The following is a 13,824-nucleotide window of genomic DNA, read 5'->3' as shown; positions in this document are numbered from 1 at the left end:
CGTGCGGGAGCAATGCGCGCCTGTCGCGACTGACATTGACCCCAAAGCCCCGCTACAATTCCCGGCCTTTTGTCACGACCGCGAGCCGCCCGTGTCCGTACTGCGTCTTCCGTCTCTGCCGGCCAGTGCCGGCAAACAGCAATGGGGCAACCTGCCTGGCGCCGCCCTTTCCCTGGCGATTGCCGAGGCCGCCAGCACTGCCGAGCGTTTCACCCTGGTCCTGACCGAGGGCAGCCAGAGCGCCGAGCGCCTGCAGGAGGAACTGGCCTTCTTCGCCCCCAGCCTGCCGGTGCTGCATTTCCCCGACTGGGAAACCCTGCCCTACGACGTCTTCTCGCCCCACCAGGACATCATCTCCCAGCGCATCGCCACCCTGTATCAACTGCCGCAGCTGAAGCGCGGGATACTGGTAGTGCCGATCAGCACTGCCCTACACCGCCTGGCGCCGAAGAACTTCCTGCTCGGCAGCAGCCTGGTGCTGGATGTCGGCCAGAAGCTGGACGTGGAGCAGATGCGCACGCGCCTGGAGGCCGCCGGCTACCGGTGCGTCGACACGGTCTACGAACACGGCGAGTTCGCCGTGCGTGGTGCGCTGATCGACCTCTACCCGATGGGCAGCGAAACGCCCTACCGCATCGACCTGTTCGATGACGAGATCGAAACCCTGCGCACCTTCGACCCCGAGACGCAGCGTTCGGTGGACAAGGTCGAGTCGATTCGCCTGCTGCCGGCACGCGAGTTCCCGCTGGAGAAGAAGGCCGTCACCGATTTTCGCGGGCGCTTTCGCGAACGCTTCGACGTCGACTTCCGCCGCTGCCCGATCTATCAGGATCTGTCTTCCGGTATCACCCCGGCGGGCATCGAGTACTACCTGCCGCTGTTCTTCGAGGCCACCGGCACCCTGTTCGACTACCTGCCGGGCGACACTCAGGTGTTCTCGCTGCCGGGCATCGAGAAAGCCGCCGAGCAGTTCTGGCTGGACGCGCGCAACCGCTACGAGGATCGCCGCGTCGACCCGGAGCGCCCGCTGCTGCCGCCCGCCGACATCTTCCTGCCGGTGGACGACTGCTTTGCCCAGCTGAAAAGCTGGCCACGGGTGGTGGCCAACCCCGAGGACATCGAACCCGGTGTCGGCCGCACGCGCTTCGACGCCCGCGCCCTGCCCGACCTGGCGATCCAGGCCAAGGCCGGCGAGCCACTGGCGGCGCTGCGCCGCTTCATCGAGGAGTACCAGGGCCGTGTGCTGTTCTGCGCCGAATCGGCCGGGCGCCGCGAAGTGCTCCTGGAGCTGCTCGCCCGCCTCAAGCTCAAGCCCAGGGAGGTCGATGGCTGGCCGGCCTTCGTCGCCAGCGGCGAACGCCTGAACATCTGCATTGCCCCGCTGGACGAAGGCCTGCTGCTCGATGACCTGGCGCTGATCGCCGAGAGCCCGCTGTTCGGCCAGCGCGTGATGCAGCGTCGCCGCCGCGAGAAGGGCCGCGAAGGCGGCGACAACGTGATCAAGAACCTCACCGAGCTGCGCGAAGGCGCACCGGTGGTGCATATCGACCACGGCGTCGGCCGCTACCTGGGCCTGATCACCATGGAGTTCGACGGCCAGGCCGCCGAGTTCCTCGCCCTGCAATACGCCGACGAGGCCAAGCTCTACGTTCCGGTGGCCAGCCTGCACCTGATCGCCCGCTACAGCGGCAGCGACGATGCCCTGGCGCCGCTGCACCGGCTGGGTTCGGAAACCTGGCAGAAAGCCAAGCGCAAGGCCGCCGAGCAGGTACGCGACGTCGCCGCCGAACTGCTCGACATCTACGCCCGCCGCGCCGCCCGCGAAGGCTTCGCCTTCCAGGACCCGGCGGTGGACTACGCCACCTTCAGCGCCGGCTTCCCCTTCGAGGAAACCCCGGACCAGCAGGCGGCGATCGATGCCGTGCGCGGCGACATGCTGGCCGGCAAGCCGATGGACCGCCTGGTCTGCGGCGACGTCGGCTTCGGCAAGACCGAGGTGGCCATGCGCGCCGCCTTCATCGCCGTGCACAGCGGCAAGCAGGTGGCGGTGCTGGTGCCTACCACCCTGCTCGCCCAGCAGCACTACAACAGCTTCCGCGACCGCTTCGCCGACTGGCCGGTGAAGGTCGAGGTGATGAGCCGCTTCAAGAGCGCCAAGGAAGTCGAAGGCGCCGTGCAGCAACTGGCCGAAGGCAAGGTGGATATCGTCATCGGCACCCACAAGCTGCTGCAGGACGACGTGAAGTTCCACAACCTGGGCCTGGTCATCATCGACGAGGAACACCGTTTCGGCGTGCGCCAGAAGGAACAGCTGAAGGCCCTGCGCAGCGAGGTGGACATCCTCACCCTCACCGCCACGCCTATCCCGCGCACTTTGAACATGGCCGTGGCCGGCATGCGCGACCTGTCGATCATCGCCACCCCGCCGGCGCGGCGCCTGTCGGTGCGCACCTTCGTCATGGAGGAGAACAAGCCGACCATCAAGGAAGCGCTGCTGCGCGAACTGTTGCGCGGCGGCCAGGTGTACTACCTGCACAACGATGTGAAGAGCATCGAGAAGTGTGCCGCCGACCTCGCCGAGTTGGTGCCGGAAGCGCGCATCGGCATCGGCCACGGGCAGATGCGCGAGCGCGATCTGGAACAGGTGATGAGCGACTTCTACCACAAGCGCTTCAACGTGCTGGTGGCCTCGACCATCATCGAGACCGGCATCGACGTGCCCAGCGCCAACACCATCATCATCGAACGCGCCGACAAGTTCGGCCTGGCCCAGCTGCATCAGCTGCGTGGCCGCGTCGGCCGCAGCCACCACCAGGCCTATGCCTACCTGCTGACGCCGCCACGCAAGAGCATGACCGAAGACGCGCAGAAGCGCCTGGAAGCCATTGCCGGAGCCCAGGACCTCGGCGCCGGCTTCATCCTCGCCACCCACGACCTGGAAATCCGTGGCGCCGGCGAGCTGCTCGGCGACGGCCAGAGCGGGCAGATCCAGGCAGTGGGCTTCACCCTGTACATGGAAATGCTCGAGCGTGCGGTCAAGGCCATCCAGAAAGGCGAACAACCCAACCTCGACCAGCCACTGGGCGGCGGCCCGGAGATCAACCTGCGCGTGCCCGCGCTTATCCCCGAGGACTACCTGCCCGACGTGCACGCGCGCCTGATCCTGTACAAGCGCATTTCCTCGGCCTCCGACGAAGACGGCCTGAAGGAACTGCAGGTCGAGATGATCGACCGCTTCGGCCTGCTGCCCGAGCCGACCAAGCACCTGATGCGCCTGACCCTGCTCAAGCTGCAGGCCGAGAAGCTGGGCATCACCAAGGTCGACGCCGGACCGCAGGGCGGCCGCATCGAGTTCGCCGCAGAGACCTGCGTCGACCCGCTGACGCTGATCAAGCTGATCCAGGCCCAGCCCAAACGCTACAAGTTCGAAGGCGCCACCGTCTTCAAGATCCAGGTGCCGATGGAGCGCGCGGAAGAGCGCTTCAACACCCTGGAAGCCCTGTTCGAGCGCCTCGCGCCCACCACCTGAAGGACCTGACCATGCGCCCACTGCACCTGATCGCCCTGCTGCTCTGCCTGTTGGCACCGAGCGCTTTCGCCGAACGCCTCTACCAGGTCGAGCTGCTGGTGTTTCGCCAGGCCGGCGAACCCGTGATCGCGCCGAAGATCGCCCCCGACGACTGGGCCGGCACCGCCCTGCCGATCGACGGCAACGAACGCGCCACCGCCCTCAACAACGAGGCCGCCAAGCTCAACCCCGGCAACGGTTATCAGGTCCTGCTGCACAAGGCCTGGAGCCAGACGCTGGGCGGCACCCCGAGCCGCGTCGCCGTCAGCACTGGCGACGGCCACTTCGGCCACTACCCGGTCGAAGGCACGCTGACCTTCACCCAGGAACGCTTCGCCGACCTGGACCTGGAGCTGTGGATCAACCACTTCAGCGCCGACGGCCTGCTCGACAGCAGCGAGCACATGAAAGTCGCCCAGCGCCTGAAGGACAACAGCCTGACCTACCTGGACCACGGCAGCCTCGGCGCGCTGGTACGCATCAGCCCGCTTTGAGGGCATGACGCAAAAGGGCCGCTGAGCGGCCCTTTTTTCATTGCAGCGATCGAGGCAGCAGCTAGGCGCTCAGCACACGCGCCAGCACGCCCTTGACCGTGCCCATCCCCTGCTCCAGCACGCGCTCGATCTCGGCCATGGTGATCAGCCCCGGCGCCTTGCCCGCAGCCGGATTGACCACCAGCGCCAGGCAGGCATAGGGCAGCGCCAGCTCACGCGCCAGGGCCGCCTCGGGCATGCCGGTCATGCCGACCAGGTCGCAGCCATCGCGCTCCATCCTGACGATTTCTGCCACAGTCTCCAGGCGTGGCCCCTGGGTGCAACCGTAGACGCCCTGACTGCTGCAGGCCGCCCCCTCGCTGCGCAGCGCCGCGATCAGGCGCTCACGCAGGGCCTCGTCATAGGGATGACTGAAATCCACATGGGTCACATGCTCCAGCTCACCCTCGAAGAAGGTGTGCGCGCGCCCGGCGGTGTAATCGATGATCTGGTGCGGCACGCAGAAATGCCCGGCGCCCATCGCCGCGTGAATACCGCCGACCGCGTTGACCGCGACGATGGCACTGGCGCCAACCTGCTTCAGTGCCCAGAGATTGGCGCGGTAGTTGATCTGGTGCGGCGCAATGCGGTGTGGCTGGCCATGCCGGGCGAGAAACAGCACGTCGCGCCCGGCATACTCGCCCCGCAGGATATCGGCCGAAGGTGCCCCGTAAGGCGTCTCCACGGAGACCGCCTGACGGATCTCGAGGCCCGGCAACTGGGTCAGGCCAGTGCCGCCGATGATGGCAAGAACGCTCATGGTGCCCTCCTCAATCCAGCAACTGAGCGGTTCTGAGTGCGGCCACCGCCCGCGACCAGCGCGGCGCCTGGCGATAGTCGGTGCACGCATGAGCACGCCCGCGCATCCGCTGCAGCCGTTCGGCCGGCTGCACCTGCAAACGCTGCAGTGCGGCGAGGGCCAGCTCGGCCGAGCCACGATCGTTGCACACCAGGCCCATGTCGCAACCGGCGCTGAGCGCCGCCTCGATACGCTTGCCCGCGTCCCCGGCGACATGCGCCCCGGCCATGGACAGGTCGTCGCTGAAGATCACCCCGTCGAAACCCAGCTCACCGCGCAGGATGTCCTGCAGCCAGCGGCGAGAGAAACCGGCCGGCTGCTCGTCCACCTGAGGGTAGATCACATGCGCCGGCATCACTGCATCGAGCTGGCCGGACAACTGCCGGAACGGCTGCATGTCACAGGCACGAATGTCCTCCAGGCTGCGCTCGTCGACGGGGATAGCCACGTGGGAGTCGGCCTCGGCCCAGCCATGTCCGGGGAAGTGCTTGCCGGTCGCCGCCATGCCCGCCTGCTGCATGCCACGGATGAACGCCGCAGCCAGCTGCGTGGCACGCTGCGGGTCTCCCTCGAAGGCACGACTGCCGACCACCGCGCTGCGCTGATGATCGAGGTCGAGTACCGGCGCGAAGCTGAGATCCAGGCCGACGGCCAGTACCTCGGTCGCCATCAGCCAGCCGCAGTGCTCGGCCAGCTCCTCGGCGTTGTGATTGTCGGCGATGGCGCGCATCGCCGGCAGGCGCAGGAAGCCCTGGCGCAGGCGCTGCACCCGTCCGCCTTCCTGATCCACAGCGAGCAGCAGGTCCGGGCGCACGGCACGAATGCTCTGGCACAGCTCGCGCACCTGGCGCGGCGATTCGATATTGCGGGCAAAAATGATCAGGCCACCCACCTCGGGCTGGCGCAGCATCTGGCGATCCTCGGCGGTCAGCCAGGTGCCAGCGACATCCATCATCAATGAGCCTTGCATGCAGGTATTCCTTACTGAAAATCGTGGTCCGCAGCCCACTGCGGGCATGGCGCCTCGTCGATACGCACCCGGCAATGCACGGGCACGCGCTCGAACAGCGCCAGCATGTCGGTATTACGCAGCCGGACGCAGCCATGAGACAGCGGCGCGCCCATGGGTTCCGTATCCGGCGTGCCATGCAGATAGATATAGCGACGAAAGCTGTCCACCTCTCCCAGGCGGTTGCGCCCGGGCTCCAGGCCGCTGAGCCAGAGAATGCGGGTGAGGATCCAGTCGCGGTCGGGAAACTGCTGATGCAGCTGCGCGGACCAGACCTCACCGGTCCAGCGCCTGCCGCGCAGCACGGCGGCCAGCGGCAGGCCAGCGCCGATCTTCGCCCGTACCTGGTGCAGGCCACGTGGCGTGCAGCCAGAGCCGTTGCGCTCACCGGGGCCGTTCAGCGCCGTGGAGACAGGCAGGCGCAGCAGCACCTGGCCGGCACCAAGGCCATAGAGGGTCTGGTCAGCGAGAGAGATATGCAGCAGATCGAGATCGGACATGGGCCGCTAGCTTAGCCGAAGGGCCAAGCCAAGCCCACCTGCCCCGGCATCAAACCTTGGGCGTAGCGCTGGGCGTCTTGCTGCGGGGCTTGAGCTGAGCACCTGCCAGCGCGGGATCGTCGACACCGGAGTCCGAGCGCATGCCGGCGGCCAGGAATGGCACCATCATCCTCATCACCTGCTCGATCGAGGTATTGACGCCGAAATCGGTCTCGGCCATGGCGCGCAGCGCCTTGATCCCGGACATGCTGAACGCCGCCGCGCCGAGCATGAAGTGCACGCGCCAGAACAGCTCCAGCGGCGGAATGCGCGGCGCGGTTTCATGCACCAGCAGCATGTAGCGACGGAACACCTTGCCGTAGACCTCTTCCAGGTACTTGCGCAGGTGCCCCTGGCTCTGGCTGAAGGCCAGGCCGAGCAGACGCATGAAGATGGAGAGGTCGTTGCCGCTGCGCGGCTTGACCGCCAGTGCCTGCTCGACGAGCAGTTCCAGCAGCTCCTCGAGCGTGGCCTGGTTTTCCGTCTTCGCCTGGCGACGGTCGAGTTCCTTCTCCAGGCTGGTACAGAACGGCCCGAGGAAACGCGAGAACACCGCCTGGATCAGGGCCTTCTTGGAGCCGAAGTGATAGTTGACGGCTGCCAGGTTGACCCCCGCCTTGCTGGTGATCAGACGAAGCGAGGTCTCGGCGAAACCTTTCTCCGCGAACAGCTGTTCTGCAGCATCGAGAATGCGTTCAACGGTTTCCGACTGGGCCATGAGCTATCACCTGACAAACACTTGTTTGAAACATACGTTTCAGCGCATCGAAATGTCAAGCCGCATGAGCCGTCTTTTGGCCGGCTGGTCACAGCTTATAACAGCACAGACGTCAATTGACCCGTGCGGGTAACACGCGGCGCGAGCGGCGCATGAAAATTGGCCGTTGCCAAGCCCGCCTTACTGTATATAATCCCAGTCACTGTATAAAAAGACAGAGCCCAGCCATGCTGAAACTGACGCCCCGCCAAGCCGAGATTCTTGCCTTCATCAAACGCTGCCTGGAAGACAACGGCTACCCGCCCACCCGCGCGGAGATCGCCCAGGAACTGGGCTTCAAGTCGCCCAATGCCGCCGAGGAGCACCTCAAGGCCCTGGCCCGCAAGGGGGCGATCGAGATGACCCCGGGCGCCTCCCGTGGCATTCGCATCCCCGGTTTCGAGGCCGGCGCAGCGAACGAAGACGAGGGCCTGCCGGTCATCGGCCGGGTGGCCGCTGGTGCGCCGATTCTCGCCCAGCAGCACGTCGAGGAATCCTGCCAGATCAACCCGACCTTCTTTCAGCCCAAGGCCGACTACCTGCTGCGCGTACGCGGCATGAGCATGAAGGACATCGGCATCTTCGATGGTGACCTGCTCGCCGTGCACACCACTCGTGAGGCGCGCAACGGCCAGATCGTCGTCGCCCGCATCGACGACGAAGTGACGGTCAAGCGCTTCAAGCGCGAAGGCAACAAGGTCTGGCTGATTGCCGAGAACCCCGAGTTCGCCCCGATCGAGGTCGACCTGGAGCACCAGGACCTGGTCATCGAAGGTTTGAGTGTCGGCGTGATTCGCCGCTAAGGAGACGCCATGCACATGCAGCAGTCGTTCGAACGTTCACAGCTCCCCCTGTTCAACGCCTTTCTCGCCGACACCCCGCACGAGGCACCTGCCGAAGCCGGTGTGGTCGACGATCAGGCATTCAGCGAGCTCGCCCTTCGCGGCACGGCCGGCCACTGCCTGCATTTGCTGGCACCGATCCTCCGCGAACTGAGCCAGAACCAGGATGCACGCTGGCTGACGCTGGTCGCACCGCCTGCCAGCCTGACCCAGACCTGGCTGCGTGACGCCGGCCTGAATCGCGAACGCATCCTGCTGCTGCAGCCACGCCAGGGGCAGGACGCCCTAGAACTGGCCGAGGAAGCGCTCAAGCTGGGCCGGAGCCATACCGTCATCAGCTGGCTGCACCCTGTCGAGCGCAGCACCCGCCAGCGCCTGGCGCAGGCCGCGCAGACCGGCGGTGCGCAGAGCCTGAACATCAGCCTGGGCTGACGCTTCGCAGAAACGCAAACGGGGCTCCACTGGAGCCCCGTTTTCGTTGATTCATCGCCGTCGATCAGTGCAGGACGCGAGGTTCATCTTCTTCGCCGACGAAGTCGCCCTCGGCCATGCGCCCGGCCATCTGCACACCCACGTTCAGCATGGCCTTGGCCACTTCGATGTGCTGCCCCTGCAGAAAGGCCTTGGCGTCAGCGGAGAAGTCCAGAGTGACCAGGGCCTCTTCATCTTCTGCGCGGCGCAGGGCGATACGCCCATCGGGCAGTTCGACGATTTCCAGGAAGGATGTAGGCATGGCTCAGTCTCTGTGCAAAAACACGACATTGTAACAGTCAGTCGGGGTCACCCCCAGCCCACTGGTCCAGTTAAACCCGATCAGCACTCACTGAGGCCTTCGCGGAAGCGCAGCACCAGGGTCTTGAGCTGCTGACGCCAGGCGTCGATGTCGTCGACGCTCAGCTCCACCGGCTCCTCACCGACACTGACCGCCGTGATCAGCGGCATCGCCGGGTCGACCTTGGCCTTGCGCTCCTCACGCGGCGGCTGGAACAGCGCGGCATAGGCGGCCAGCAGTTGCGCCAGCCAGGTTTCACGCTGCTGAGCCAGCTCGACCAGCTCGGCCAGCTCGGGGCTGGGCGCGCCATCGAGCACCGCCTGCTGGACGAAGGCCTCGACACGCGAAGGGGCCGCGTCGCTCACGCGGTAGTAACCGGCGATCTCGTGGCACACGCCGAGAAGCGCACCATACAGATGGAACAGCGTCGCCTCGCGCTCGGCCTGCACCAGCGCCTGCACGTTGAATGCGGCGGAGCCTTCGGCCTTGCGCCAGTTATCCAGGGCGATACCGGCGAAGAAGATCTTCTGGTTGGTGCGGGTGTAGATTTCTTTGGCCATTGCGGCGACCTCCACTGCAGATCGAGCCATGGTACGCGCGCCGGCCGCTGCCGGCGCGCATTTCGTCAGGACGCTGAACTCAGCGCTTGTCCTCGACCTTCCACTTGCCGCCATCGAAGAAGGCGCGCCAGCCGGTCGGCTTGCCGTCGACCTCGGACTGCACGTACTGCTCCTTGGTCTTGCGGCTGTAGCGAATCACCGCCGGGCGACCGTCCGGGTCCTTCTGCGGGGCATCGCAGAGGAAGTGGTACTTGGGATCGATCTCCTGCTTGTGCGGCACGATTTCCAGCACCAGCGGAGCGCGGGTCTCGCGGTTCTTCGGGAACTGGCTGGCGGCGAGGAAGAGGCCCGAGGCGCCGTCGCGCAGCACGTAGGTGTCATCCACCTTCTCGCACCTGAGTTCCGGCATCTCCACCTTGTCCATCTTCGGCGGCGCCGCCTCGCCGTTCTTCAGCAGCTTGCGGGTGTTCTTGCAGCTGGCATTGGTACAGCCGAAGAACTTGCCGAAACGGCCGGTCTTGAGCTGCATCTCGCTGCCGCACTTGTCGCATTCCAGGCTCGGGCCTTCGTAGCCCTTGATGCGGTACTGGCCCTGCTCGATCTCGTAGCCGGTGCAATCGGGGTTGTTCCCGCAGATATGCAGCTTGCGGGTTTCATCCAGCAGGTAGGCATCCATCGCCGTGGAACAGATCGGGCAGCGATGCTTGCCCAGCAGCACGCGGGATTCGGACTCGCCCTCGTCGTCCGCGGCGATCTCGTCGCCCGGCACCAGGTTGATGGTGGCCTTGCAGCGCTCCTTCGGCGGCAGCGCATAGCCGGAGCAGCCGAGGAACACCCCCGTGGAGGCGGTACGAATCATCATCGGCCGGCCGCACTCGCGGCAGGGGATGTCGGTCAGGGTCGGTTGGTTGGCACGCATGCCACCCTCGCCCGCTTCCGCCACTTCGAGCTTCTTCTTGAAGTCGGCGTAGAACTCGTCGAGCAGATGCTTCCACTCGCGCTCGCCCTGGGCGACATCATCCAGATGCTCTTCCATGGTGGCGGTAAAGCCGTAGTCCATGAGGTTGGCGAAGCTCTCGTCGAGACGCTCGGTGACGATGTCGCCCATCTTCTCGGCGTAGAAGCGACGGTTGTGCACCGTCACGTAGCCACGATCCTGAATGGTGGAAATGATCGCCGCGTAGGTGGACGGCCGGCCGATGCCACGCTTCTCCAGCTCCTTGACCAGGCTCGCTTCGGAGTAGCGCGCCGGCGGCTTGGTGAAGTGCTGGCTGGGGTCGAGCTGGATCAGCTTGAGGCCCTCGCCTTCCTTCATTTCCGGCAGTACGTCGTCTTCACCGGGCTTGCTCTGCTGCGGCAGCACACGGGTGTAACCGTCGAACTTGAGGATGCGGCCCTTGGCACGCAGCTCGAAATCGCCTGCCGCCACGGTGACGCTGGTGGACAGGTATTCGGCCGGTGGCATCTGGCAGGCCACGAACTGGCGCCAGATCAGGTCATACAGGCGCTCGGCATCACGCTCCATGCCGGACAGCTGGGTCGGGCGCAGGTTGACGTCGGACGGACGAATCGCTTCGTGCGCCTCCTGAGCGCCCTCCTTGCTCGAGTAGAGGTTGGGCTTGCCCGGCAGGTACTTGTCGCCGTACTCGCTGCCAATGAAGCCACGCACCATCTCCACGGCGTCGGCGGACAGGTTGGTCGAGTCGGTACGCATGTAGGTGATGTAGCCGGCCTCGTACAGACGCTGGGCCATCATCATGGTCTTCTTCACACCGAAGCCCAGGCGGTTGCTCGCCGCCTGCTGCAGGGTGGAGGTGATGAAGGGCGCCGAAGGCTTGCTGCTGGTCGGACGGTCCTCACGCTTGGCCACGCTGTAGCTGGAAGCCTTGAGCTTCTCCAGCGCGGCCATGGCCTGGGCCTCGTTGACCGGTTTGAAGGCCGCACCCTTCTCGCGCACCACCTCGAAACGCACCTTGGCGTTCTTCGCGGTACCGAGGTCGGCGTGCACTTCCCAGTATTCTTCCGGCACGAAGGCGCGGATCTCTTTCTCGCGCGCCACCACCAGCTTCACGGCCACCGATTGCACGCGACCGGCAGACAGACCACGCGCGATCTTCGCCCACAGCAGCGGCGAGACCATGTAGCCCACCACGCGATCGAGGAAGCGCCGTGCCTGCTGCGCGTTGACGCGGTTGATATCCAGGTCGCCGGGCCTGGAGAAGGCTTCCTGAATCGCCTTCTTGGTGATCTCGTTGAACACCACGCGCTTGTAACGGGCGTAATCGCCGCCGATGGACTCGCGCAGGTGCCAGGCGATGGCTTCCCCTTCACGGTCCAAGTCGGTCGCGAGATAGATGGTGTCGGCATCCTTGGCCAGACGACGCAGTTCGTCGATCACCTTTTCCTTGCCGGGCAGGATCTCGTACTTGGCCTTCCAGCCATGCTCGGGGTCGACCCCCATGCGCGCGAACAGCTGACGTTTGGCCTTCTCCTTGGGCGACAGCGCCGGGGCTTCGCCGGCGGCCTTGCCGCGCTTGGCAGGCTCCTTGTTGGCGCTTGCCGAGCCACTGGTAGGCAGGTCACGGATGTGGCCGATGCTCGACTTCACCACGTACTGGTTGCCCAGGTACTTGTTGATGGTCTTGGCCTTGGCCGGGGATTCCACGATGACCAGCGATTTGCCCATGGATCAGAAAATTCCTGAATTGCGAAATATAGAAGGCACGGAGCCGAGGGTGTTTACAAAGCAGCGAGCGAAGGTCAGGCAAGGCGAAAACAGTCGAGAAAGTGCTGTGTACGAGCTGTACATGAGCATTCTGAGGCTGGTTTCAACGCGGCATGGCCGAGTGCAGCAATTTGCAGACGCCCTCTAAGGCCCCGCTATATATAGTGGCGACCAAGCGAAGGTCAAGCGCAGGGTCTGCGCAGTCAGACTTGATGCGCCCCAATCGGGCTGACTTCAGCCTGAATCAAAGCAAAGCGTGGAACGCGCTTGCCGTCCACCTCGACCTCCTCGCAGAACATGCTCAGCGGTCGCACCCAGAGGCCGAACTCGCCGTACAGCGCCTGGTAGACCACGACCTCTTCCTCGCTCTCGGAATGCCGCGCCACACCGAAGACACGGTACTGCGGGCCTTTGTAATGGCGATAGAGTCCTGACTGCAACTGCATTGAAAGGGTTCCCGAAGTGAAAAGCCGTAAAAAGCAAAACCGGGGCACTGGGCCCCGGTTTCGTGTCCGCTAGCGCTTAAACGCGCTCGAAGACGGTGGTGATGCCTTGGCCAAGGCCCACGCACATGGTGGAGACACCCAGGGTGCCGCCGTTCTGCTTCATGACGTTGAGCAGGGTACCGGAGATACGGGCCCCGGAACAACCGAAGGGGTGACCCAAGGCGATCGCGCCGCCGTGCAGGTTGACCTTCTCTTCCATCTTGTCGAGCAGTTTCAGGTCCTTCAGCACCGGCAGGGCCTGTGCGGCGAAGGCTTCGTTGAGCTCGACGAAATCGATGTCGGCCATGCTCAGACCCGCGCGCTTGAGCGCCTTCTGAGTGGACGGCACCGGGCCGTAACCCATGATCGCCGGATCGACACCGGCAACGGCCATGGCACGCACCACGGCCATCGGCTGGATGCCCAGGTCCTGAGCACGCTGGGCGCTCATGACGATCATGCAGGAGGCGCCGTCGGTGATCTGCGAGGAGGTACCGGCAGTCACGGTGCCGCCTTTCGGGTTGAAGGCAGGCTTCAGCGCAGCCAGGCTCTCGAGGGTAGTTTCCGGACGAATGGTTTCGTCGAAATCGTACATCTTGAGGAAGCCGTTCTCGTCGCAGCCTTGCATCGGGATGATTTCATCCTTGAACTTGCCTTCGACGGTGGCCTTGTGTGCCAGACGGTGCGAACGCTCACCGAAGGCGTCCTGCTGCTCGCGGCCGATGCCGTGCATCTTGCCCAGCATCTCGGCGGTCAGGCCCATCATGCCGGACGCCTTGGCGGCGTACAGCGACAGGTGCGGGTTCGGGTCGACACCGTGCATCATGCCAACGTGGCCCATGTGCTCCACACCACCGACGACGAACACGTCGCCGTTGCCGGTCTGGATCGCCTGCACGGCAGTGTGCAGCGCGCTCATGGACGATCCGCACAGACGGCTGACGGTCTGGCCGGCGCTGGTGTGCGGGATCTGGGTCATCAGCGACGCCATGCGCGCGATGTTCCAGCCCTGCTCCAGGGTCTGGTTGACGCAGCCCCAGATCACGTCCTCGACCTCGGCCGGATCGACCTTGGCGTTACGCTCCAGCAGCTTGCTGATCAGGTGCGCGGACATGGTCTCGGCGCGGGTGTTGCGGTGCATGCCGCCCTTGGAACGACCCATCGGGGTACGACCGAAGTCGACGATCACTGCATCTCTAGGATTCAGGCTCATAAATTCACTCTCGCTCTAGTCG

13 protein-coding genes are annotated in these 13,824 nt (G+C 65.1%); 4 read left to right on the top strand and 9 right to left on the bottom strand.

Annotated features, from left to right (window positions below):
* Nucleotides 1-91 precede the first annotated feature (91 nt).
* Complete coding sequence (gene mfd, locus FIV02_RS08080; protein ID WP_152488321.1) at nucleotides 92-3,529, top strand: transcription-repair coupling factor; 3,438 nt, start codon at nucleotides 92-94, stop codon at nucleotides 3,527-3,529.
* Between the two features lie 11 nt (nucleotides 3,530-3,540).
* Nucleotides 3,541-4,062, top strand: coding sequence for a CsiV family protein (locus tag FIV02_RS08075; protein ID WP_037048640.1), 522 nt, complete (start codon nucleotides 3,541-3,543; stop codon nucleotides 4,060-4,062).
* A 61-nt stretch (nucleotides 4,063-4,123) separates the two neighbouring features.
* On the opposite strand, the gene FIV02_RS08070 is transcribed toward FIV02_RS08075, so the two are convergent.
* From FIV02_RS08070 to FIV02_RS08055, 4 genes are read right to left on the bottom strand one after another with little or no spacing between them, the layout of a single operon-like run.
* Nucleotides 4,124-4,861, bottom strand: a complete 738-nt coding sequence (locus FIV02_RS08070) for an S-methyl-5'-thioinosine phosphorylase (protein WP_152488320.1) — start codon at nucleotides 4,859-4,861, stop codon at nucleotides 4,124-4,126.
* Nucleotides 4,862-4,871: 10 nt separating this feature from the next.
* On the bottom strand, nucleotides 4,872-5,870 hold the full coding sequence (gene nagZ, locus FIV02_RS08065) for a beta-N-acetylhexosaminidase (protein WP_047586412.1): 999 nt from the start codon (nucleotides 5,868-5,870) through the stop codon (nucleotides 4,872-4,874).
* Between the two features lie 11 nt (nucleotides 5,871-5,881).
* The gene (locus tag FIV02_RS08060; protein ID WP_152488319.1) at nucleotides 5,882-6,409 is read right to left on the bottom strand and encodes a L,D-transpeptidase; all 528 of its coding nucleotides are present in this window, start codon (nucleotides 6,407-6,409) and stop codon (nucleotides 5,882-5,884) included.
* Between the two features lie 49 nt (nucleotides 6,410-6,458).
* Nucleotides 6,459-7,166, bottom strand: coding sequence for a TetR/AcrR family transcriptional regulator (locus tag FIV02_RS08055; RefSeq protein WP_037048647.1), 708 nt, complete (start codon nucleotides 7,164-7,166; stop codon nucleotides 6,459-6,461).
* A gap of 227 nt (nucleotides 7,167-7,393) precedes the next feature.
* Here FIV02_RS08055 and lexA point away from each other — a divergent pair, with 227 nt between their 5' ends.
* Together lexA and sulA are read left to right on the top strand one after the other, a co-directional pair.
* On the top strand, nucleotides 7,394-8,008 hold the full coding sequence (gene lexA / locus FIV02_RS08050; RefSeq protein WP_037048649.1) for a transcriptional repressor LexA: 615 nt from the start codon (nucleotides 7,394-7,396) through the stop codon (nucleotides 8,006-8,008).
* A 9-nt stretch (nucleotides 8,009-8,017) separates the two neighbouring features.
* On the top strand, nucleotides 8,018-8,479 hold the full coding sequence (gene sulA / locus FIV02_RS08045; RefSeq protein WP_152488318.1) for an SOS-induced cell division inhibitor SulA: 462 nt from the start codon (nucleotides 8,018-8,020) through the stop codon (nucleotides 8,477-8,479).
* 64 nt (nucleotides 8,480-8,543) lie between these two features.
* On the opposite strand, the gene FIV02_RS08040 is transcribed toward sulA, so the two are convergent.
* From FIV02_RS08040 to fadA, 5 genes are all read right to left on the bottom strand, one after another.
* On the bottom strand, nucleotides 8,544-8,780 hold the full coding sequence (locus tag FIV02_RS08040) for a hypothetical protein (protein ID WP_037048652.1): 237 nt from the start codon (nucleotides 8,778-8,780) through the stop codon (nucleotides 8,544-8,546).
* A gap of 80 nt (nucleotides 8,781-8,860) precedes the next feature.
* The gene (locus tag FIV02_RS08035) at nucleotides 8,861-9,379 is read right to left on the bottom strand and encodes a DUF6586 family protein (protein ID WP_152488317.1); all 519 of its coding nucleotides are present in this window, start codon (nucleotides 9,377-9,379) and stop codon (nucleotides 8,861-8,863) included.
* A 79-nt stretch (nucleotides 9,380-9,458) separates the two neighbouring features.
* Complete coding sequence (gene topA / locus FIV02_RS08030; protein ID WP_152488316.1) at nucleotides 9,459-12,065, bottom strand: type I DNA topoisomerase; 2,607 nt, start codon at nucleotides 12,063-12,065, stop codon at nucleotides 9,459-9,461.
* Between the two features lie 242 nt (nucleotides 12,066-12,307).
* Nucleotides 12,308-12,550 carry a DUF1653 domain-containing protein gene (locus tag FIV02_RS08025; RefSeq protein ID WP_037048657.1) on the bottom strand — a complete coding sequence of 81 codons (243 nt, stop codon included), beginning with the start codon at nucleotides 12,548-12,550 and terminating at the stop codon, nucleotides 12,308-12,310.
* Nucleotides 12,551-12,626: 76 nt separating this feature from the next.
* Nucleotides 12,627-13,802, bottom strand: a complete 1,176-nt coding sequence (gene fadA / locus FIV02_RS08020; protein WP_152488315.1) for an acetyl-CoA C-acyltransferase FadA — start codon at nucleotides 13,800-13,802, stop codon at nucleotides 12,627-12,629.
* Between the last annotated feature and the right edge of the window lie 22 nt (nucleotides 13,803-13,824).

This window comes from Pseudomonas sp. THAF187a (assembly GCF_009363395.1).
Classification (GTDB): Bacteria; Pseudomonadota; Gammaproteobacteria; order Pseudomonadales; family Pseudomonadaceae; genus Aquipseudomonas; species Aquipseudomonas khazarica.
Note: the sequence above shows the minus strand (reverse complement) of the source record. Positions and strands in the feature narration are given on the sequence as shown.

Coding starts and splice junctions, on each gene's coding strand:
- FIV02_RS08075 (WP_037048640.1), top strand. CDS start 3,541: ATGCGCCCACTGCACCTGATCGCCCTGCTGCTCTGCCTGTTGGCACCG.
- FIV02_RS08070 (WP_152488320.1), bottom strand. CDS start 4,861: ATGAGCGTTCTTGCCATCATCGGCGGCACTGGCCTGACCCAGTTGCCG.
- nagZ (WP_047586412.1), bottom strand. CDS start 5,870: ATGCAAGGCTCATTGATGATGGATGTCGCTGGCACCTGGCTGACCGCC.
- FIV02_RS08060 (WP_152488319.1), bottom strand. CDS start 6,409: ATGTCCGATCTCGATCTGCTGCATATCTCTCTCGCTGACCAGACCCTC.
- FIV02_RS08055 (WP_037048647.1), bottom strand. CDS start 7,166: ATGGCCCAGTCGGAAACCGTTGAACGCATTCTCGATGCTGCAGAACAG.
- lexA (WP_037048649.1), top strand. CDS start 7,394: ATGCTGAAACTGACGCCCCGCCAAGCCGAGATTCTTGCCTTCATCAAA.
- sulA (WP_152488318.1), top strand. CDS start 8,018: ATGCACATGCAGCAGTCGTTCGAACGTTCACAGCTCCCCCTGTTCAAC.
- FIV02_RS08040 (WP_037048652.1), bottom strand. CDS start 8,780: ATGCCTACATCCTTCCTGGAAATCGTCGAACTGCCCGATGGGCGTATC.
- FIV02_RS08035 (WP_152488317.1), bottom strand. CDS start 9,379: ATGGCCAAAGAAATCTACACCCGCACCAACCAGAAGATCTTCTTCGCC.
- topA (WP_152488316.1), bottom strand. CDS start 12,065: ATGGGCAAATCGCTGGTCATCGTGGAATCCCCGGCCAAGGCCAAGACC.
- FIV02_RS08025 (WP_037048657.1), bottom strand. CDS start 12,550: ATGCAGTTGCAGTCAGGACTCTATCGCCATTACAAAGGCCCGCAGTAC.
- fadA (WP_152488315.1), bottom strand. CDS start 13,802: ATGAGCCTGAATCCTAGAGATGCAGTGATCGTCGACTTCGGTCGTACC.